The organism is Halopseudomonas sp. 4NH20-0008, from assembly GCF_057548395.1.
On sequence record NZ_BAAJMD010000013.1, the window covers coordinates 47,241 to 66,447 of the forward strand.

The 19,207-nt window shown below is 55.6% G+C and carries 19 protein-coding genes; 8 read left to right on the forward strand and 11 right to left on the reverse strand.

Features of this window, described 5'->3' with window-relative positions:
* Positions 1 to 355: 355 nt before the first annotated feature.
* Complete coding sequence (locus AC27HQ_RS13350) at positions 356 to 2,005, forward strand: methyl-accepting chemotaxis protein (protein ID WP_487156673.1); 1,650 nt, start codon at positions 356 to 358, stop codon at positions 2,003 to 2,005.
* A gap of 104 nt (positions 2,006 to 2,109) precedes the next feature.
* Here AC27HQ_RS13350 and AC27HQ_RS13355 read toward each other — a convergent pair whose 3' ends face one another.
* On the reverse strand, positions 2,110 to 3,429 hold the full coding sequence (locus AC27HQ_RS13355) for a Na+/H+ antiporter family protein (RefSeq protein WP_487156674.1): 1,320 nt from the start codon (positions 3,427 to 3,429) through the stop codon (positions 2,110 to 2,112).
* 166 nt (positions 3,430 to 3,595) lie between these two features.
* Between AC27HQ_RS13355 and AC27HQ_RS13360 the strand changes: the two genes are divergently transcribed.
* The gene (locus tag AC27HQ_RS13360) at positions 3,596 to 4,192 is read left to right on the forward strand and encodes an NADPH-dependent FMN reductase (RefSeq protein WP_487156675.1); all 597 of its coding nucleotides are present in this window, start codon (positions 3,596 to 3,598) and stop codon (positions 4,190 to 4,192) included.
* A 241-nt stretch (positions 4,193 to 4,433) separates the two neighbouring features.
* Positions 4,434 to 5,660, forward strand: coding sequence for an OprD family porin (locus AC27HQ_RS13365; protein WP_487156736.1), 1,227 nt, complete (start codon positions 4,434 to 4,436; stop codon positions 5,658 to 5,660).
* Positions 5,661 to 5,721: 61 nt separating this feature from the next.
* On the opposite strand, the gene AC27HQ_RS13370 is transcribed toward AC27HQ_RS13365, so the two are convergent.
* On the reverse strand, positions 5,722 to 6,930 hold the full coding sequence (locus AC27HQ_RS13370; RefSeq protein ID WP_487156676.1) for an ammonium transporter: 1,209 nt from the start codon (positions 6,928 to 6,930) through the stop codon (positions 5,722 to 5,724).
* 253 nt (positions 6,931 to 7,183) lie between these two features.
* Here AC27HQ_RS13370 and AC27HQ_RS13375 point away from each other — a divergent pair, with 253 nt between their 5' ends.
* Positions 7,184 to 8,488, forward strand: a complete 1,305-nt coding sequence (locus AC27HQ_RS13375) for an EAL domain-containing protein (protein WP_487156677.1) — start codon at positions 7,184 to 7,186, stop codon at positions 8,486 to 8,488.
* On the opposite strand, the gene AC27HQ_RS13380 is transcribed toward AC27HQ_RS13375, so the two are convergent.
* From AC27HQ_RS13380 to AC27HQ_RS13395, 4 genes are read right to left on the reverse strand one after another with little or no spacing between them, the layout of a single operon-like run.
* On the reverse strand, positions 8,456 to 9,796 hold the full coding sequence (locus AC27HQ_RS13380; RefSeq protein WP_487156678.1) for a sensor histidine kinase: 1,341 nt from the start codon (positions 9,794 to 9,796) through the stop codon (positions 8,456 to 8,458). The genes AC27HQ_RS13375 and AC27HQ_RS13380 overlap by 33 nt on opposite strands.
* Entirely contained in the window at positions 9,793 to 10,464 is a 672-nt protein-coding gene (locus tag AC27HQ_RS13385) for a response regulator transcription factor (protein ID WP_487156679.1), read from the reverse strand. The genes AC27HQ_RS13380 and AC27HQ_RS13385 overlap by 4 nt, the downstream gene beginning before the upstream one ends.
* Positions 10,464 to 10,817 carry a PepSY domain-containing protein gene (locus AC27HQ_RS13390; RefSeq protein ID WP_487156680.1) on the reverse strand — a complete coding sequence of 118 codons (354 nt, stop codon included), beginning with the start codon at positions 10,815 to 10,817 and terminating at the stop codon, positions 10,464 to 10,466. Before AC27HQ_RS13390 ends, AC27HQ_RS13385 begins: the two co-directional genes overlap by 1 nt.
* On the reverse strand, positions 10,801 to 11,106 hold the full coding sequence (locus AC27HQ_RS13395; protein ID WP_487156681.1) for a PepSY domain-containing protein: 306 nt from the start codon (positions 11,104 to 11,106) through the stop codon (positions 10,801 to 10,803). The genes AC27HQ_RS13390 and AC27HQ_RS13395 overlap by 17 nt, the downstream gene beginning before the upstream one ends.
* A 144-nt stretch (positions 11,107 to 11,250) precedes the next feature.
* On the opposite strand from AC27HQ_RS13395, the gene AC27HQ_RS13400 reads away from it, so the two are divergent.
* Complete coding sequence (locus AC27HQ_RS13400) at positions 11,251 to 12,330, forward strand: patatin-like phospholipase family protein (RefSeq protein ID WP_487156682.1); 1,080 nt, start codon at positions 11,251 to 11,253, stop codon at positions 12,328 to 12,330.
* Complete coding sequence (locus tag AC27HQ_RS13405; protein ID WP_487156683.1) at positions 12,331 to 13,074, forward strand: CPBP family intramembrane glutamic endopeptidase; 744 nt, start codon at positions 12,331 to 12,333, stop codon at positions 13,072 to 13,074. It begins immediately after the preceding gene.
* An 11-nt stretch (positions 13,075 to 13,085) separates the two neighbouring features.
* On the opposite strand, the gene AC27HQ_RS13410 is transcribed toward AC27HQ_RS13405, so the two are convergent.
* The 5 genes from AC27HQ_RS13410 to AC27HQ_RS13430 form a co-directional block, all read right to left on the reverse strand.
* Positions 13,086 to 13,598 (reverse strand): C40 family peptidase, encoded by a 513-nt coding sequence (locus AC27HQ_RS13410; RefSeq protein WP_487156684.1) that lies wholly within the window; start codon positions 13,596 to 13,598, stop codon positions 13,086 to 13,088.
* A 73-nt stretch (positions 13,599 to 13,671) separates the two neighbouring features.
* Positions 13,672 to 14,343, reverse strand: coding sequence for a DNA-3-methyladenine glycosylase I (locus tag AC27HQ_RS13415; RefSeq protein ID WP_487156685.1), 672 nt, complete (start codon positions 14,341 to 14,343; stop codon positions 13,672 to 13,674).
* A gap of 38 nt (positions 14,344 to 14,381) precedes the next feature.
* A complete protein-coding gene (ttcA, locus tag AC27HQ_RS13420) occupies positions 14,382 to 15,206 on the reverse strand; it encodes a tRNA 2-thiocytidine(32) synthetase TtcA (RefSeq protein WP_487156686.1) in 825 nt (274 codons plus the stop codon).
* Between the two features lie 114 nt (positions 15,207 to 15,320).
* A complete protein-coding gene (locus tag AC27HQ_RS13425; protein ID WP_487156687.1) occupies positions 15,321 to 15,920 on the reverse strand; it encodes a Yip1 family protein in 600 nt (199 codons plus the stop codon).
* A gap of 162 nt (positions 15,921 to 16,082) precedes the next feature.
* Positions 16,083 to 16,694: a DNA-J related domain-containing protein gene (locus tag AC27HQ_RS13430; RefSeq protein ID WP_487156688.1), complete on the reverse strand. Its 612-nt coding sequence runs from the start codon at positions 16,692 to 16,694 to the stop codon at positions 16,083 to 16,085.
* 143 nt (positions 16,695 to 16,837) lie between these two features.
* Between AC27HQ_RS13430 and AC27HQ_RS13435 the strand changes: the two genes are divergently transcribed.
* Both AC27HQ_RS13435 and AC27HQ_RS13440 read left to right on the forward strand, forming a co-directional pair.
* Positions 16,838 to 18,712: a choice-of-anchor I family protein gene (locus AC27HQ_RS13435; protein ID WP_487156689.1), complete on the forward strand. Its 1,875-nt coding sequence runs from the start codon at positions 16,838 to 16,840 to the stop codon at positions 18,710 to 18,712.
* A 202-nt stretch (positions 18,713 to 18,914) separates the two neighbouring features.
* Positions 18,915 to 19,202 carry a hypothetical protein gene (locus AC27HQ_RS13440; protein ID WP_487156690.1) on the forward strand — a complete coding sequence of 96 codons (288 nt, stop codon included), beginning with the start codon at positions 18,915 to 18,917 and terminating at the stop codon, positions 19,200 to 19,202.
* The last annotated feature ends 5 nt before the right edge of the window (positions 19,203 to 19,207 follow it).

Genomic DNA, 19,207 nt, shown 5'->3' on the forward strand with positions numbered 1-19,207 from the left:
AGCCTCCCGGGTTAGTGCTGCCGTCTGTCTGAAACCGACCCGAATCGCTTCACCTCAGCGCCAAGCCGTGAAAAAGGCCCCAAGTCCATTCTATTGACCCATCAGACTTGACCTGATCAGAACTACCTCGAGCAATTGAGCCAATTAATATAGTCGCAAATTGATCTCACTGATGAGACGACACCGGACTTGAAACATTGGGTAAATGGCGTCAAATTGACATCTCAGTTGTCAGGAAAATACCGCTCAGGTTTTCCGCCTGCCTGCCGACATAAGATTCAAGACCTTTTCTGCGCTGGGCCAACCACCGCGAACATCATAATAATCAAGCTTCAAAGCACCCCGGAGGTTGTCAATGACATTGTTGCGCCGCATGAAGATCAGTCAACGCATCTGGTTGATTCTGGTGGTTGCGCTGGTCAGCATCACCATCCTGACGGTGACCGCCCTGCTCAACATGAAAGCCGAGTTCCGGCAGGCAGAAATCACCAAAGCCACTCATCTGGTGGAAAGCGCCCACGACATAATGGCCTACTTCCATGGTCTTGAGTTATCTGGCGAACTGAGTGGCGAACAGGCCCGCAAGCAAGCCATGGCTGCGCTGCGCGGCCTGCGCTACGGCGGCCAGGAATATTTCTGGGTGAATGACATGAACAACGTGATGATCATGCACCCGATGGCGCCTCAGACCGAAGGCGTAGACCTGACAACCATTACCAATGACGACGGCCGCCCCAATATCATCGTTGATATGGTCAACATGGCTCGCACCCAGGGCACTGCCCACGTTGAATATACCTGGTCCAGGCCAGGACAGAATCCGGGTGAAGGCGAAGGCTTCAAAAAGATTGCCGCCTTCAAGCATTTCAAGCCCTGGGATTACATGGTGGGTACCGGGATTTTCATCCAGGATATGGAGAAGAAATTCTTTGATGAAATGATCCGCCTGTTGATCATTTCTACCCTGATCGTGATTGCCATGGTGATCATTCTGTTCATCATTGGCACCAGCATTTCCAAACCCTTGAACCAGGTTGTCAATGCCATGCGGGATATCGCCAGCGGCGAAGCCGACCTGACCCGTAAACTCGATGACAATGCCCATGATGAACTGTCAGCATTGGCCCACCACTTCAATCAATTTACCTCCAATCTGCGCGGTATAGTCCAGCAACTGGGAGACAATGCCCGTCAGTTGATCAGTGCTGGTCAACAGCTCGATCAGATCAGTGAGAGCAGTCTGCGCGGCATGACCAAGCAGTCCGAACGCATGGAGTTGATGGCTACTGCCATCAATGAGATCACCTATGGCGTTCAGGATGTGGCGCAGAATGCAAACGCCGCAGCTCATGAGGTCGAGAACGCCAACGAGGGTGCCAACAATGGCCGTATTCAGGTCGAGAAAACCATTGAGCAGATCAGCCACCTGTCAGACAGCGTCAAGACCGCAGTGCAACACATGGAAACCTTGTCCACCGATGCCAACCAGATCACCTCGGTGCTGGATGTCATACGCAATATCGCCGAGCAGACCAACCTGCTGGCTCTGAACGCCGCCATCGAGGCTGCCCGTGCCGGCGAAATGGGCCGTGGATTTGCCGTGGTCGCGGACGAGGTGCGCAACCTCGCCCAGCGCACCCAGAAGTCCACCGAAGAAATTCATCAGATGATCAGCAAGCTGCAGACCAATACCCAGTCGGTGGTCGAGGTGATCAATCAGAGCGACCGTTACTCCGAACTCAGTGTGCAGCAGGTTAATTCTGCAGGCGCAGCTCTGGAACAGATTGCCCAGTCCATGCAACAAATGGTCGCCCTCAACGCCTCCATAGCCAGCGCCACAACCCAGCAGTCGGTGGTCGTTGAAGACGTCAACCGTAATGTGACTGAAGCCGCCGAGCTGGCCCGGGAAACCACCGACGGTGCGCAGCAGACCGCACAGGCCAGCCAGCACCTGACTCAACTGGGCAAGCAACTGGATGCGTTGGTGGGGCGGTTCAGAATTTAGGCTGCGCCAGCTGGAAGCTGGAAGCTGGAAGCTGGAAGCTGGAAGAAGCAGACCGCACCAACCGGGTTTACTTCCAGCTTTCAGCTTCCAGCCTCAAGCTTTAGTCAGAGCACCATCACCGCCAACCATCCAAAGGCAATCAGCGGCAAATTGTAGTGCAGGAAGGTAGGCACTACGGTGTCCCATATGTGGTTGTGCTGGCCATCAGCATTCAAACCGGCAGTTGGGCCCAAGGTCGAATCGGAGGCGGGAGAGCCTGCATCGCCCAGCGCGGCTGCGGTACCCACCAGCGCGACAATGGCCAACGGACTGAAGCCCAGTTGCATGGCCAGCGGCACATAGATTGCCGCGATAATGGGAATGGTCGAGAAGGACGAGCCAATACCCATGGTTATCAGCAAGCCAACCAGCAACATGAGAAGCGCCGCCAAGGCAGGATTGTGACCAATGATCGCCGCCGAGCTGCTTACCAGGGTCTGGATTGATCCGGTTGCACGCATGACTTCGGCAAAACCGGCAGCGGCAATCATGATAAAGCCGATCATGGCCATCATCTTCATGCCCTCAGTAAACACATCATCAGCCTCGCGCCAACGCACCACCCCCGAGACAGAGAAAATCACAAAGCCGGCCAGTGCACCCATGATCATGGAATCCAGCCATAACTGCACGACAAAGGCGACCACCACCGCAATCAGAGCCACCAGCAAGGACAGGCGACTGTAATCCCCAGACACTTGTTCACGCCTCTCGATCTTAAGCACATCGTATTCCCGCGGCCGTCTGTAGCTGACGAACACGGCCACCCCCAGACCGATCAACATGCCCAGCGCCGGCAGCGCCATGGCCTGCATGACATTGACTCCGTTAATATCGGCGCCACTGTCAGATACGTTGGCCAGCAGAATATCGTTAAGGAAAATGCCGCCAAAGCCAACCGGTAAGAACATGTAGGGGGTGATCAGACCAAAGGTCAGTACACAGGCTACCAAGCGTCGATCCAGCTTGAGCCTGGCCATCACGAACAGCAACGGCGGAATCAGCAGGGGAATAAAGGCAATATGGATCGGCAGGATGTTTTGTGAAGACAAGGCCACAACCAGTATCACTGCCAACAGCAAAAAACGTAGCAGCCCGGTACCGCCCGACTGCTGCAGATCCACCAGACGCAGCGCACGATCAGCCAACGCATGGGCCAGCCCTGACTTGGCAATGGCTACAGCAAAGGCGCCCAACAGCGCATAACTCAGAGCAACGTTGGCGCCTTTGCCCAAGCCACCCTGGAAGGCATCCAGGGTGGCCTGCAGCCCAAGACCACCGTACAGGCCGCCAACCAGCGCACCGACAATCAAGGCCACCACCACATGCACTCGGCATAGGCTCAAGCCCAACATGACCAGAACGGCCGCGATCACTGCATTCATGCTGACTACCCTCTGTGCTGTCTTGAGCCCTGTTTCCTGAGGGCGGCTACTCTGCCGCAGAGGCGCAACCCTGTCAAAATCTCGATATATTCGATCATGATTTTGCGCTATCAGTGGCTAATCGTAGGTATTAGCATGAGAAAATCTTACCAAGGAGTTTCAAGTCATGTTGAATATTGCCATTGTCGCCGGCAGTAGCCGCAGTAACAGCCAGACCTCAAAAGTTGCACGCTTTATGCGTCAAAGTCTGATCAGCCGAAACAAACTGGCGGCAGATCAGGTATCTGTGATCGATCTGGGCAGTTATCCCCTGCCACTATGGCCCGCAGAAGACCAGGGCCCGTGGGGCCTGTTCGAGAAGCAACTGGTCAAGGCCGATGCTGTGATCATTCTGGCGCCGGAATGGCATGGCATGGCCTGTCCAGCGATAAAGAACTTTTTCCTGTATGCCACCAAAGCCCAACTGGCACATAAACCGGCCATGCTTGGCGGCATTTCGGCGGGCATTGGCGGAGCCTATCCGATCAGCGAATTGCGCGCCTCCAGCTACAAGAACTGCCGCCTTTGCTATATCCCCGAACACCTGATCGTGCGAAACGTGGAAAAGGTGCTGAACATGCCCGAGCCGGTTTCCGAAGAAGACCAGCGCCTGCGTGAGCGCATGCAATACAACCTGGATATCCTGCTGCGCTATGCCACAGCATTAAAGCCGGTGCGCGAAGCCATCGATATGGATAACCCGGCCTTTGCCAATGGCATGTAACCCCCCCTGCTAAGGTCTAATGGCTGGCAAGTGGCTGCTCCAGCGCGCCTACTGCCAGCCTTGGAGCTCTCTAGAACAAGCCTTGCCTCGCCCCTTTACGCCCCCCTGCAGTATCCACTGACAACCGCGTTCGACCAATGTCTTAGAGGCCCATTCTGCATTGCATGCTTTATTGGTTCGCGTAACCGGCACATGAAGCCGGTGCCAACCCGATCACACGAGGAAAACAATAATGAAGCATGTGAACAGCTCCGCGCTGGCCAGCGCCATTGCCCTGGCACTGTCCCTTCCCCTGGCCTCAACCACCCATGCCGCCGGTTTCACTGAGGATGCAACAGCCACGCTGCAAATGCGCAACTTCTATTTCAACCGCGACTTCCGCACCCCCGGCGCACAATCCAAGGCCGAAGAATGGGCTCAGGGTTTTGTCCTGCGTGCTGAGTCCGGCTATACCCAGGGTGTTGTTGGTCTAGGCCTGGATCTGTATGCCGCCACCGGAATCAAACTGGACTCAGCCGATGACCGGGCCGGTACCGGACTGCTGCCTAACGCCTTTGGCGACGAAGGCCCAGACAGTTACGGCCATGCCTCTGTGACAGCCAAGGCCAGACTCTCCAATTCAGTCTTACGCATCGGCAATCTGGTTCCGGCCATCCCGATTGCCCAGGCCAGCGATATCCGCCTGCTGCCCCAAACCTATACCGGCGGTAGTCTGGTCATCAATGAAATCGACAATCTGGAACTGCAGGCGGGCCAGTTACGTGAAGTAAACTACCGTGCCAGTACCAACCGACAGGACATTGATGCCACCGTGGGCGGCAGCTCCGATCGCTTCAACTACCTTGGCGGCACCTATAAGCTTAATCAGAACAACACCAGCTTGGCGCTATGGCGCGGTGAGCTTGACAACGTATACAGCCAAAATCTGATCAACCTGATCCACGGCATGAGCCTGGGTGACTGGAAACTGGGCGCCAACCTGGCCTATTTCGACACCAGCGACCATGGCAATCAAACCTTGGATATCAATCATAAGATGAAGTCGCTGATGCTCTCGGCTGGCACCGGGCCTCATACCTTCAGACTTGGCTACCAGCACAGTGACGGCGACACCGCCTTTCCCTATCTGCGCGAAAACAATCCCTACGTTGCCAACTATGTACAAATACTCGACTTTGCCCGGGCTGACGAAAAGTCCTGGCAGGCCCGTTACGACCTGGATTTCGCTCCCCTCGGGATTCCCGGACTCAAGGGACTGATCCGCTATGTCAGCGGCAGCAATATCGATCTTGGCCCCGCAGGCAACGGCAATGAGTGGGAGCGCGACATCGACTTCACCTACACAGTCCAATCCGGCACCTTCAAGAATCTTGCGATTCAATGGCGCAACGCCATGGTGCGCTCGGATGCTACTCGTGACATCGATGAAAACCGTCTGATTCTGTCCTATAGCCTGCCGCTACTCTGAGCCATAAAGAAAAAAGCCCGGACTTCATCCGGGCTTTTGACCAGATCAGACAGGCTGGGGATCAGTCATTTGATACAGCGCCGATCTTGTGAATCGACAGATCCGCCCCCTGGAACTCTTGCTCTTCACTCAGGCGAATACCACTGATCGCCTTGATCACGCCATAGACCAGCACGCCGCCAGCCAGGGCAAAGGTAGCACCCGCAAGAGAACCAATCAGCTGGGAGGCCAGTGAAACCCCCCCCAGACCGCCCAGACTCTGGGCTCCAAAGATGCCTGCGGCAATACCACCCCATACACCGCACAAACCGTGCAGCGGCCAGACGCCCAGTACGTCATCAATCTTCAGGCGATTCTGGGTCAGAATGAAGGTCCAGACAAACAGGCCACCGGCTATTACGCCCGTCGCCAGTGCGCCAATCGGGTGCATGATGTCAGAGCCTGCGCACACCGCTACCAACCCCGCCAAGGGACCGTTATGCAGAAAACCGGGGTCAAAACGACCTACCAACAGCGCGGCCAACGTGCCACCCACCATCGCCATCAGTGAGTTCACCGCGACCAGACCACTGATACCGTCCAGGGTCTGTGCCGACATCACATTGAAGCCAAACCAGCCGATAGTCAGAATCCAGGCACCCAATGCCAGAAAGGGGATATTCGAAGGCGGCATGGCAATGACATGACCATCACGATAGCGGCCGCGACGGGCACCCAGCATCAACACCGCGCCCAGCGCCAGCCAACCACCGACCGCATGCACCACGACGGAGCCGGCAAAATCATGGAAAGGCGCACCAAAACGCGCCTCAAGCCAGCCCTGAAAACCCAGATTACCGTTCCAGACCACGCCTTCGAAGAAGGGATAAAGGAAGCCAACAATCAATAATGAAGCCACCAATTGCGGAGCAAATCGTGCCCGTTCGGCAATACCACCGGAGATAATGGCTGGAATGGCTGCAGCAAAGGTCATCAGAAAGAAGAACTTGACCAGCGAATAACCATTCTGCTCAGTCAAGGCCTCGGCACCCTGGAAGAAGGTCACGCCATAGGCAATCCAGTAGCCAATAAAGAAGTAGGCCAAACCCGATACGGCAAAATCGCTGATGATTTTAGACAGGGCGTTGACCTGATTTTTCTGTCGGACGGTGCCGACTTCAAGGAAGGCAAAACCGGCGTGCATGGCCAGTACCATGATCGCCCCCATCAAAATGAACAGGGTGTTTGCACCATGCATCAAGGTTTCCACTGCGCTATGCAGATTTTCCATCGTTTAAGCCTCTTTTCGAAAACGCACCAGACAGACGCAAAAACCACAGCCAATGTGCAAAATTGGTGCACCTAAAATTGCGCTTGTTGGCAAGGTAGTTAGACGAGAACCCAGTCTGGTTTATTTTTCTTTTATATTTCAGTTATTTGAACGAATACCCAGCGGACAGCCTGCATAAATGGCACCAGTATTGTGCAGTCTCGACCCATTGGCTCACCAGATAAGTGCAAAGGTCGTACCAAATCCACCTTTCATGCACCATCCGATTGCAAAGCATCATCTCTGCTGCCCTCTGATACAGACTTGTTCAGATCAGACAGCCGCATTTATCCAGTGCTTGGCTATAATCTTGCATACTTGGTCGAGCTGTCTGTCCCAACAACTGGAGTATGCTGTGTTCAATGGTCAACCTCTGCCCTACTTTCAACCACTGGTCGATACCGCCACAGGTCGCATAGCCGGCTATGAAGCGCTGGCAAGACTTCGAGACGATCAAGGGCAGGTCGTGAGCGCCGGCCCCTTGTTTACCGACCCCACGGTTGACCCGGTTGACTTGCTGGAGCTGGATCGCAGTATTCGACGCATGGCGCTGGAAGCCTTCAGAGATAACCCGGAAGGCTTTATCAGCATCAATATTTCACCGCTCTGGGTCAGCCAACTGGAACCGGGCAAGCCCTTGCCAAGCTTGCAGCTGTTAGAGGAAATTGGGCTACCCCCAGAACAGGTGGTGTTCGAGATCACCGAACTGCAGGGTAATATCCATGATCTCAAGGACGCGGTAAGACGCTACCGTGAAGCCGGTATTCGCATTGCGATTGACGACTTCGGCGCTGGCTATTCCATGCTCGATCGGGTGTTGGCGCTGGAGCCCGATATTCTCAAACTGGATATTCAACTGTTCCGTCAGGCTGCCAGCGGCAACGGAAACAGTGGCGACTTCGTCAAGGCCCTGGCCTTGATGGCCGAGAAGAGTGGCTGCTGGATCATTGCCGAAGGCGTAGAAACAGAGCAGGAGCTACACTTTGCCCTGGAATGTGGTGCGCGCTATGTACAGGGCTACCTGTTCGCCAAACCAGCGGAAAACTTTTTACCTGCAAACGCAGTGCAGGCACGCTTTTCCTCCATGCGCGATGACTTTGCCCGGAACAAGCTTGCCGAGCGAGCCCAACTATTGGAGCTACGCAACGCGCTCAGCCTGCTTTTTGCCGACCTGCAACAGTGGCTCGACCAGGGAGGTAGCCCGTCAGCCCTGCCCCACCCCAATGCTTACCCCTGGCTGTTACGCTGCTTTCTGTGTGACGCCCATGGCACCCAGATATCACCAAATTACGAATGGGATGCCAACCGCTGGCGCGCTGATCCACGCTATCTTGACCACAACTGGTCATGGCGCCCGTACTTCTATCAGATACTTGCCGAGGCCGGTCAGGACAGTCGCGTTATCCTTTCCAACCGTTACCGTGACGCCACTACTAACCAGTACTGCATGACATCGGGACTCTTTATCGACAATGGTCGGCACCTGCTATTGGTGGATATCGACACCGCCTTGATCTGAGGGCAGATACACCTCGACCTGCAGCCCTCCAAGGCCAGACTGTGACAGTTCAATCTGGCCGCCATAGGTGTCCACCAGGTCTGTGACAATCGCCAGCCCCAACCCTTGACCGGTCACCGACTGGTCAAGACGCTGCCCTCTTCGCAGCACGCGTTGACGCTCGGCCTCGGGCACACCCGGACCGTCATCACAAATACTCAGACGCAAACCGCCCTTTTCAATCCGAAAGGCCAGTGTCACCTTTGATTCAGCCCATTTGCAGGCGTTGTCCAGCAGGTTGCCAAGCATTTCCAGCATATCCTGGCGTTCAAATGGCCAGCGCATCCGCTCGGATTCATTTACCAGAATCTCGATATCCAGAGGTTTGTCCGCATGCAGACTGTGCAGAGACTCAAGCAACCAGGGCAAATCTTCACGGGGATCAAAACGCTTGCCTGACAGGCTTTCTGGCGCCAGCCTGCTGCGCTGCAGAACCCGCTCAAGCAATTGGCGTATCAACAGCAACTGAGCCTTGATAGCCGAATACTGTGCGGCATCAAGGGTCGCAGCCGCCTGATCAAGCAGGCTCTCTACCACCGCCAACGGGGTTTTCAAGGCATGTCCAAGGTCTGCCTGAGCAGTGCGGGATCGCTGAATAACCTGTTCGACCTGACGACCAAGATGATTGATTTCATGGACCAGGGGTTGCAACTCTTCAGGGACAGTTTCAGTCAGTTGCAAACGTTGCCCGACATGCCATTCAGCCAACTCTGACTTGACGCCACGCAAGGGTAATAACGCCCGGCGCAACAGGAACTGCTGAAGCAAAAGGCTAAAGAAAATGACCCCGAGTCCAAGACCCCAGATCCACCATCGGGCCCGTTCAAAACTTTTCAGCAGAGGTACATAGTTGATCGCAACACTGATCTTCACCGGCTGATCGTGAACAACATATTGGCTCGACCATACCAGCAATTGTTGCTTGTTGGGGCCACTGACGAGGGTGTTATGCAATCCCTCGGCATCCAGGGGCAGGCGATGATCCCAAAGCGAGCGCGAGCGCCAACGCTGGTCGGCATCAATGACAAAGTAGCGCCCTGAAAAGAGCCGCTGGTAATCGGGATCAAGGCGTAACTTGTCCAGATAAAGCCCGCTGTCTCCCAGCTGCAGAGCAGCAAGCAGACTGTCCGTTTCACTTTGCAGGACGCTGGTGAAATAGCGCCTGAACGCCTGGTCAAAAACCCATACACTCCCTTGCCCGACCACTATGACAGCAATCAGCAGGGTCGATAACAGCCCGAGACCCAACTGACGACCGATGCTTTTCATGGCAGCCGTCCAACCAGCAAATACCCTTGCCCACGTCGTGTTTCAATGACCTCGCGACCAAGCTTGCGCCGCAGGTGATTGATCAACACTTCAATAACATTGGAGTCACGCTCGTTTTCGTAATCATAGAGATGGTCAGTCAGGCGCGACTTGGATAGTACCTGCCCTGCATGCAACATGAAAAACCGCAGCAATTTGAATTCGCTGGCAGAAAGGGTGACGTTGGATATACCTGGCGCAGAAACCTCCCGGGTCGCCTCATCAAGTATCAAGCCTACGGCCTTGAGCTGAGGGGTGGGGGCATGCCCGTGACGTCGCCGCAGCAAGGCCTGTATGCGCAATAACAGCTCTTCAGGGTGAAAAGGCTTACTCAGATAATCGTCTGCACCAGCACGCAGTCCATCCACACGCTCACTCCAGCTACCGCGCGCTGTCAGCACCAGAACCGGCAAGCTGAGCCCCGCGGCACGCCATCGTGATAACACCTGCAGACCCTCCATACCTGGCAAGCCAAGATCCAGAAGACACAGATCATAGGGCTCCTGCTCCCCGAGAATCAGGGCATCACGGCCGTCTGCGCGCCAATCCACGGCGTAACCGGCTTCCTTGAGTTGCTGGCACAGGCTCTCGGCGAGCATAACGTTATCTTCAACCAGTAACAGCCGCATCAATCATCCTCATCCACCTCAAGCAGTACGCCACTGGCTGCATCGTACTCCAGCTCCAGCTGCCGACGCTCAAGAGTAATGATTTCAATTTCATACACATACAGGCCATCATCCCACTCCAGCTCTGCCTCCAGGAAGCGTCCCGGATAACGGCCAAGCGCGTCATCAATGATACCTTGCAATGGTTTGATAACCCCTTGCTCCACCAGATACAGGGCCTCATCCTGACTGAGATCGCGCCCAGCCGAAGCGTAACCGGGCAAACCTGACAACAGGCAGCACAGCGCGACAAACAACCAGCCGCGCGAAGCGGCTGGCTGTTGCTTGACTGAGTGATCAGTCGTCACGCTCATTTTTGACCACCTCGCCTGTTGCCGCATCCAGCTCCAGATCCCACTCCTGGCCCTGCTCATCACGGATATCCAGTTTGTATATGTAACGGCCATATTCATTCTCCAGCTCGGTATCAGTAATATTACCTGCACGAGCGGCCAAGGCTTTCTCATTGAGAAAATCGAAAGATTGGATACTGCCATCGTTGACCAACGCCTGAGCCTGGTCAACACGCACGTCATCTGCAAGCACTGCAACAGAACCCAGGGCCAGCACAGCAGTTACAGAAGCAACAAGATATTTTTTCATGGTAAGACTCTCCGTTGATTGGGTACGCTTGGAGTGTGCACCAGCAAGCTTAATCCAACCTTAATGCGCGTCTGAAATCGTCGGCTGGCACATGACGATTCTGATACGCCCTGGGCACACCGGACATTTCAGCAAGGACCTAGCATGGCAGCGATTCATATTCACAAACCCGTCCTGACCCTCCGCGCAGGCCATCAGGCGATGGTGCAGATCCGTGAGCAGGGCCTTAGCCCAGCCGATGTACATATGATTCCGGGGGCAGCGGGCGGCCCCAAAGCGCTGGGTATTCAGGGGCTAGACCTGGCGCTTTTTGGCGACTGGCTACCCCGGGCACCGCAACCTCGCAGCCTGATTGGTGCCTCGATTGGCAGTTGGCGATTTGCCAGCGTCAGCCTGCCCGATCCGGTACAGGGCCTACGCAACCTCGGCGAGCTGTATACCAGCATGCGCTTTCCAAAAGGTATCAGCATGGCCGACATCAGCTTGCGCTGCGGTCAGATGCTCGATGACCTCCTTGGCGGCCAGTACGACAGCATCCTTAGCAATCCTTACTACCACCTCAATATCATGGTGGTGCGCAGCCTGGGCATGATGCAGCACGACACCCGGGGCCGCCTTGGACTGGGTCTGAGCGGCGTAATAGGCTTCAATTTGCTGGGTCGCAGACATCTCAAGCGCTATTTCGAGCGTGTCATCATGCACGACCCCAGGCAGCGCCCCGCGCTGGCAGAGTTGACGGATTTCTCCAGCAGTCATGTGCACCTGGATAGAGACAATTTAAGAGCTGCCCTGATGGCTTCTGGTGCGATCCCGATGGTCATGCAAGGCGTAAGGGATATCCCGGGTAGCCCTGCCGGGGTCTACCGTGACGGCGGACTCCTGGATTATCACCTCGACTTACCTTATGAATCGCCCGGTATCGTGTTGTACCCACACTTTCTTGATCGTGTTGTACCCGGCTGGTTCGATAAAAGCCTACCCTGGCGCAAGGCCAACCCGGAACAGTTGAAGTCTGTCCTGCTGGTCGCCCCCTCGGCCGACTACCTGGCCGGTTTACCCTTTGGCAAACTGCCGGATCGCCGCGATTTCAAACGATTCCTGGGCGACGACCAGGGACGTGAACGCTATTGGCGCCAAGCCATGGCTGAAAGCCAGAGACTTGGTGATGCCTTCCTTGAGCTGGCGGATTCCGGGCGTCTGCATGAACAGGTTCAGCCGCTCTAGATGCTCATCCAGCTGATGCGACAGGGACTGCTTGCACCGGAGCGAAGTCGCAATAGCCTTGACGACGGACTGATCCTTATACGCCTGGCGTTGTTGTATGCCGTGTCGGCCTTAATGGCTCACCATCTCTCGATTGAGCTAGCCCAGCTCAGTGGCTTGCAAATTGATCACCAGGTTGTTTTGCTGCATGTCCTGTATGCCTTGATTTCAATAGTGGGCAGTCTTGGCGTGGCCTGGCTACTGGTCTCGCAACACGCTCTACGTTGGCAATGGGGCCATGCGCCCTCTTTCCTGGCCCTGCTTTGTGCCACCCTTGTGGCCGTGACGTTAGCCTGTATGGCACTGCCCCTGGCCGACCTTGTTGAGCATTATTGGCCGGTCAAAACGGTTTATCAAAAGACCCCCAATTACAGCCCGGAATTCGACCTTCTGATGGGCTCCACGCTAGAGCGCATGCTGGCTTTTCTATCCGTTGCTCTGCTCGTGCCGCTGGCCGAGGAGTTGATCTTTCGAGGCTGGCTGTTCAAGGCCTTGATGCTGACGCGGGGCGGTCTGTGGCTGGCGTTACCGCTGAGTACCGGGCTCTTTGTTCAAACCCACAATTTTGTCAGCCCGGGACCGGTGCTGATCATCAGCCTGTTGGGTCTGGCTCTGGGCTGGTTACGCTGGAAGTTCGACAGTTTATGGCCCTGCCTGCTGGCTCACTGTCTCTATAACGCGTTAATACTCTGGCAGATGCTCTGAGCGCCACAGGCTCAGTCAAGCACCCGCCGTGCCCCCTTGAAGCTACGCTGCCAATGGCTGGCCTGCAGGTTATCTACCCGCACACGGCCGCCACTGCTTGGCGCGTGCAAGAAGCGTCCATCCCCCACATAAATGCCAGCATGATCAACTTGCCGACCACCCATGGCAAACAACAACAGATCGCCCGGCTGCAATGACCTTGGCGAGGGCTCATGGGCCTGCATGGCTGAGAGCCCAGCTGTGGTTCGTGGCAACTGGACGCCAGCCGCCTCACGGAATACATAGTTGATCAGGCCGCTGCAATCAAAACCCGTGCTGGGTGAGCTACCGCCATATTTGTAGGGCGTACCGACCAGACTGAAAGCATGAAAGAGCACATCATCGTGGACCGGCGGGCGTGGCTGCGTACTGGAGACGGTTACCCGCGGCATGTCCGCAGCAGGGGCAACAGCAGGCTTGGGTGCACTGGCGCAACCAGTCAGAAACGCCAGACACAACAGGGATAGCAATACATAACCACGCATAAACATCACCAGACTCTCAATTCAGCATTAAACATGCGCTCCAAGCCATTGAAGGTCAAGTTATTTACCATGACTAATGATTCGCACTAAAGGCCAACATCATCGACAACTGCGACAAGGGCCGACCACTCTGCGCATGCAACTGGTTGAAATAGTCCTGAACCAGCCGCTGATCGCGCTGGCTGCTGGCCGCCTGGTCAATTACCCCGCGCGCACGCAAAGCCGCTAATACGTCCTCGGTCAGTACAAAGGTGTCCTTACCCAGCATGCGCAGAAAACGCGGTGCGGAATGACCGCCAAGCTGATTGCCCCGCTTGGCCAACAGACGCCAAAGACCGACTATATCCTCTGTTGGCCAATCGGCAATCAGCGCGCCCATACTGCCGTACTCGGCGCGCAGATCCAGAATCATCTGCGCATTGCGAGGCACGCTGCGTAATTTCCCCAAATGCCGAATGATCCGCGCATCCTGCATCAAACGCTCAATATGCTCGGCGCCCATCAACACGACCTTGTCCGGATCAAAGCCGAAGAAAACCTGCTCAAACACCGGCCATTTAGCATCCACCAGGCTGTGTTTGAGCCCGGCACGAAAGACCCTCAGCGCCAGGGTGGACAGGTAGCGGTCATCCGGGAGATTGCGCAAACGGGTCGCAGTGGCCGGCTTAGGCAACCGTGCTTCCAGCTCGGGAGCGGAGCCAAAACGATTCAGGCAATACTCATGTAGCTGGGCATAATCCGACATCAGCGCTCCTTGACCAACAGGCAATGACGTATTGCCCGCTACAGATTCATCAGATTGAGCATACGCGAGGGTGCAGTGGTATCAACGCGCAGACTGGCAAAATCAAACAGATTGGTATCAGCCAGTTGTGAAGGATGCACGTGTCGCAGCGAGCGGAAAATACTGTCAATGCGACCGGGTGTTTCACGTTCCCAACCCTGCAGCATTTCCTTGATCACTTTACGCTGCAAATTTTCCTGGGAGCCGCACAGGTTGCAAGGAATGATCGGGAACGCCTGCAGACGGGAATACGCTTCAATGTCTTTTTCGCTGCAATAGGCCAAAGGCCGAATGACTACGTTGCGGCCATCATCAGAACGCAGCTTGGGCGGCATGGACTTCAGACTGCCGCCATGGAACATGTTGAGAAAGAAGGTTTCGACTATATCATCGCGGTGATGCCCGAGTGCCAGCTTGTTTGCGCCAATCTCATCGGCAAAGGTGTACAAATTACCGCGTCGCAGCCTCGAACAGAGGGCACAGGTGGTTTTGCCCTCAGGCACCTTCTCCTTGACGATCGAATAGGTGTCACGCTCAAGGATATGGTAAGCCACCCCCAACTGCTCAAGGTAGGCTGGTAACACGTGTTCGGGAAAGCCGGGTTGTTTCTGGTCAAGATTGACGGCGACCAATTCAAAGCGAATCGGTGCGACCTTCTGCAAATGCAGCAGCATGTCCAGCAAGGTGTAGCTGTCCTTGCCACCGGACAGGCAAACCATCACCTTGTCGCCGTCCTCGATCATGTTGTAATCAACCACTGCATCGCCTGTCAGGCGACGAAGACGCTTCTGAAGTTTGTTCTGGCTGACGCTGAGGCTGGTCATGGAGGGCAATCCGGTCGTTAAAGTGTGCGCATTTTAACCGGAAAAGTCAGGACTAAAAAACAAAACCCCCTGCCGATCAGACGACCGACAAGGGGCAATGTCTGTAACAGGGAATCAGCGCAGGTAAACCGGACCTACACCCATGCCCCAGAAAATGACCGACGTCGCCATCATCGCGACCAGTACCACCAGGCCTACGGCGAGAATGGAGCTGGAGAACATGAAGCCCTCTTCCTTGGGAATATCCATGAAAATTGGAATACCCTGATACAGCAGATAAACGGTGTAGCAGATAGCCGCAGTACCAACCAGCATACCCAGCCAGATACTTGGATACAGAGCAGCAAGGCCCGCAATGAACAGCGGAGTGGCGGTATAGGCGGCAAAAACCACACAATCACTCAAGGAGGGGTTGGAATCATAAGTACGAGCCATCCAGTGTATAAAGGCACCCATTACAGCGACGCCAACCAGCATGGCAAGATAAGACAGGATTGTGAGTTGCAGGGCGCTTGACTGGGTAAGTTTGACGGCCTCGGCGGTGCCAATAGCCCAACCGACCTGTGTAGTACCAATATATGCAGACACGACTGGTATTGCGGCAAGCAACAGCACATGGGTGAGATACATGTGACCGATGCTTTCTTCTTCACCCTTGATCTCTTTCCATTCCTGATCCGGGTGGGTAAACAACCCCAAAACGTGATGAATCATGGTCTTGCCTCCAATTTTTATTCATTCCCGTCGTCCTGACTATCTGCTTTGAGCAGGGCCGGCGGCGGGTGTCTGGGTGCGACTTGTTGTCGCATTCCCTTGTCCTTGACTATAGACAAATTTGCTTCAAATGTGCTGATTTGCTTAGAGTGATTAGCAACTTCAAGGTCTTCCGTAATAGCGTTGGAGTATTACCAGCGCCGCATTCAACTCTTGCACTACTGCCGTATCACCCCCTCTGTCCGGGTGTGCAGCACTGACCAACTGGCGGTAGCGGCGTTTGATCTCTGCGCGGGTCACAGGCGGCTGCAGACCAAAACGCTGCAGCGCGGCCTGCAACTCCGTCTGATCAACCGCGCCCGCGCCACGAACAAAGCCGCCCAACAAACGCTCCACATCCTCAACATGGGTAGAGGCCCATTGATCCCAGTCCAGATAATAGCTACGCAACGGATCAGTCGGTTGCAGCGCAGCCATGCCGGGAACACGTGGTCGCAAACGAATGGACAGGGTGTGCACCTGCAGCTCCAAGCCCTTCTCGGTCAGTCGGTCTGACAAGCGATACAGCGCGTGAAAAAGCAGGAAATGCGTCTGAAACAGTAGCAGGGAGTCACGCAGGGCGCCCTCCCGCGCAAACAGGGAGTCAGGGAACAGCGCGGCCAGATGACGGATTAACCTGAACTCATCGAGACCCTCAGGGTGGTCTCGAAGACAGTCCAGTACCACCTCGTCAAAATTATCAGGCAACACATCATCGGCTTGGATAGCAGTCATCCGATCATCCTAGCGGAACGCCCTGCCCTCTAGCCAGCCGGAAAAGGCCGCGCATCCGACAACGGTAATCAAAACGCCATCATTTCGTCACTGATCTGCCTGTCAAATAACGACCTTGTTTCTATCCTACAGGGCTGCAATATATGAACAAATGGATTCTGGCCAGCAGCGCAACCGCGTTGTCCATGGCGCTTTCAGCTTGTATTTCCAGCGGTGGCGGTGGTTCTTCCTCCAGCCCCGCGCCGGCACCCCAGCCGGTCGTCACCCCCGATAGCATTCAACTGAATTTTCTCGGTCGCTACAGCGCCAACGTATTTGAACAGAGTGCGGCTGAAATCCCCGCCTTTGATCCCGTAAATCGACAGATCTTTGTGGTCAACGCCCTGGCCGGCGCCGTGGATATTCTGGATGCCAGCGATCTGGCCAATCCCGCGTATGTCAGCACCCTGACCGTTGAAGAGGTCGCCGCCAATGCAGTGGTCAACAGCATCGCCTATTACAATGGCCTGCTTGCTGTAGCCATTGAGTCTTCGCCGAAAACCGAGCGCGGCTATGCCGCTATTTACGATGCTGGAACCCTTGAACTCCTGAGCTTTACCGAAGTCGGTGCGCAGCCGGACATGCTCACCTTCAGCCCAGACGGCGAATACCTGCTGGTCGCCAACGAGGGAGAGCCCAGCGACAATTATCAAGTTGACCCGGAAGGCTCAATCAGTGTTATCCGCTTGAACGGCAGCGCTATTGTCAGCGTCAGAACCGCCGGCTTCGGTGCCTTCAACAGCCAGCAGCAAGCTCTGATTGATAGTGGTGTACGTGTTTTTGGTCCGAATGCCAGCGTGGCGCAGGATCTCGAGCCAGAATACATCACGGTGTCGGCAGACGGTCGCAATGCCTGGGTTTCCCTGCAGGAAAATAATGCCCTGGCCAAGCTGGATGTGGTCAACGCCCGCATCACCGACATTCTGCCACTGGGTTACAAGGATCACGGGCTGACCGGCAACGGCATTGCCGCCAGTGATACCGAAAGCACCATCAATATCCGAACCTGGCCAGGCGTTGTGGGCATGTACCACCCGGACAGCATCAGCAGTTACAGTGTGAATGGACAAACCTACATCGTTACCGCCAACGAGGGCGATGCCCGCGCCTGGGGAGAAGACAACCAGGCCTATTGGGATGGCGACAGCAGCCAGGGCTTTGTTGAGGAGTTTCGTCTCAAGCACCTGGTTGACGTGCGCGGGCACGCTCGCCGCATTGGTGACGACCGACCGGCACAACTCGGCGAACTGGCCTTTGGTGGCCTGCTCAACCCCGAGGTATTTGCCTACTGTGGCGCAAGTGCGGGCGAGCCCGGCGACTGCCGTGAGGATGATCTGCTCGGCCGTCTGACCGTCAGTTGGGTTGATGGCTATCGCCGTGACGCAGAAGGCAACGCCGTGAGATTTGATGCCGATGGGACAGAAAATGTCGCAGGCGAATGGATCATGTACGACAGGCTGTTTGCCTATGGCGCTCGCTCCTTCTCGATCTGGAACGAAGACGGCGAGCTGGTCTGGGATTCCGCTGATCAGATCGAGCAGTTTATTGCCAGCGATGACTGCTTTGCCGGCGCCGCACGCGACATTCCCTGCCGCGACTTCTTCAACTCCAACCACGCAGCGGGCGACAGCTTCGGTAACCGCAGTGACAACAAGGGGCCTGAGCCAGAGGGCATAACTGTGGGTCAGCTGGGCGAAAAGACCTATGTCTTTGTTGGGCTTGAGCGTATGGGTGGCATTCTCACCTATGACATCAGCAATCCAGCAGCGCCGTTCTTTGTCGACTACATCAATACCCGCGAAAACTTTGTACTGGATCCCGAGACCAACCTCGCCACCGTCGGCGACCTGGGCCCGGAAGGTCTGGTCTTTGTTCCGGCAGCCGATTCACCCAATGGCGAGCCCTTGCTGATTGTCGGTAACGAAGTCAGCGGCACCACTGTGGTCTATCAGATTGACCAACTGACAACTCCGCTCTAAGCCTGGCCAGGCATTCGGGTGAGCTCCCCTGCTCAACCGGATGCCTGCCAAACTGCGCAAGACCGAGCTTGTCCTGAACTGACACAATCGCCTCATTCAGGGCCTGCAATCCGCCCCCCGCCTTATTAACGTTTAAACCCTGTCAAAGCCGTTCTACAATGTCGTCAACAGCTAATCGCTTCCTCTGATTACGGGATGTCCCATGTCATCTATAAAGACTCTGGCACGATCACTCTTCGCGCCACTGCTCACGCCACTGGAACGTGGCGACCAGCCATACCACTACCCACCCAAAGCGCGCCTTATTCTGTGGGTGGTGGGCATATTGTTTCTGGGTCTATCAATTGGCTTGGCGGTTTTCTTGCCCGCCGGGACCGATGTTGCCTTTCTGGTGCCCGTCAGCATATTCGGTCTGGTCGGCCTGTTCGCCCTGGTTATTGCCTGGCTCGGCAGCGAGCGGGCCATAGCCAAGGTATGGGGCAACCGCTGAGTCCC

Coding starts and splice junctions, on each gene's coding strand:
- AC27HQ_RS13430 (WP_487156688.1), bottom strand. CDS start 16,694: ATGACTGCTATCCAAGCCGATGATGTGTTGCCTGATAATTTTGACGAG.
- AC27HQ_RS13360 (WP_487156675.1), top strand. CDS start 3,596: ATGTTGAATATTGCCATTGTCGCCGGCAGTAGCCGCAGTAACAGCCAG.
- AC27HQ_RS13425 (WP_487156687.1), bottom strand. CDS start 15,920: ATGATTCATCACGTTTTGGGGTTGTTTACCCACCCGGATCAGGAATGG.
- AC27HQ_RS13395 (WP_487156681.1), bottom strand. CDS start 11,106: ATGAAAAAATATCTTGTTGCTTCTGTAACTGCTGTGCTGGCCCTGGGT.
- AC27HQ_RS13350 (WP_487156673.1), top strand. CDS start 356: ATGACATTGTTGCGCCGCATGAAGATCAGTCAACGCATCTGGTTGATT.
- AC27HQ_RS13400 (WP_487156682.1), top strand. CDS start 11,251: ATGGCAGCGATTCATATTCACAAACCCGTCCTGACCCTCCGCGCAGGC.
- AC27HQ_RS13440 (WP_487156690.1), top strand. CDS start 18,915: ATGTCATCTATAAAGACTCTGGCACGATCACTCTTCGCGCCACTGCTC.
- AC27HQ_RS13385 (WP_487156679.1), bottom strand. CDS start 10,464: ATGCGGCTGTTACTGGTTGAAGATAACGTTATGCTCGCCGAGAGCCTG.
- AC27HQ_RS13415 (WP_487156685.1), bottom strand. CDS start 14,343: ATGTCGGATTATGCCCAGCTACATGAGTATTGCCTGAATCGTTTTGGC.
- ttcA (WP_487156686.1), bottom strand. CDS start 15,206: ATGACCAGCCTCAGCGTCAGCCAGAACAAACTTCAGAAGCGTCTTCGT.
- AC27HQ_RS13375 (WP_487156677.1), top strand. CDS start 7,184: ATGCACCATCCGATTGCAAAGCATCATCTCTGCTGCCCTCTGATACAG.
- AC27HQ_RS13390 (WP_487156680.1), bottom strand. CDS start 10,817: ATGAGCGTGACGACTGATCACTCAGTCAAGCAACAGCCAGCCGCTTCG.
- AC27HQ_RS13380 (WP_487156678.1), bottom strand. CDS start 9,796: ATGAAAAGCATCGGTCGTCAGTTGGGTCTCGGGCTGTTATCGACCCTG.
- AC27HQ_RS13370 (WP_487156676.1), bottom strand. CDS start 6,930: ATGGAAAATCTGCATAGCGCAGTGGAAACCTTGATGCATGGTGCAAAC.
- AC27HQ_RS13435 (WP_487156689.1), top strand. CDS start 16,838: ATGAACAAATGGATTCTGGCCAGCAGCGCAACCGCGTTGTCCATGGCG.
- AC27HQ_RS13405 (WP_487156683.1), top strand. CDS start 12,331: ATGCTCATCCAGCTGATGCGACAGGGACTGCTTGCACCGGAGCGAAGT.
- AC27HQ_RS13355 (WP_487156674.1), bottom strand. CDS start 3,429: ATGAATGCAGTGATCGCGGCCGTTCTGGTCATGTTGGGCTTGAGCCTA.
- AC27HQ_RS13410 (WP_487156684.1), bottom strand. CDS start 13,598: ATGCGTGGTTATGTATTGCTATCCCTGTTGTGTCTGGCGTTTCTGACT.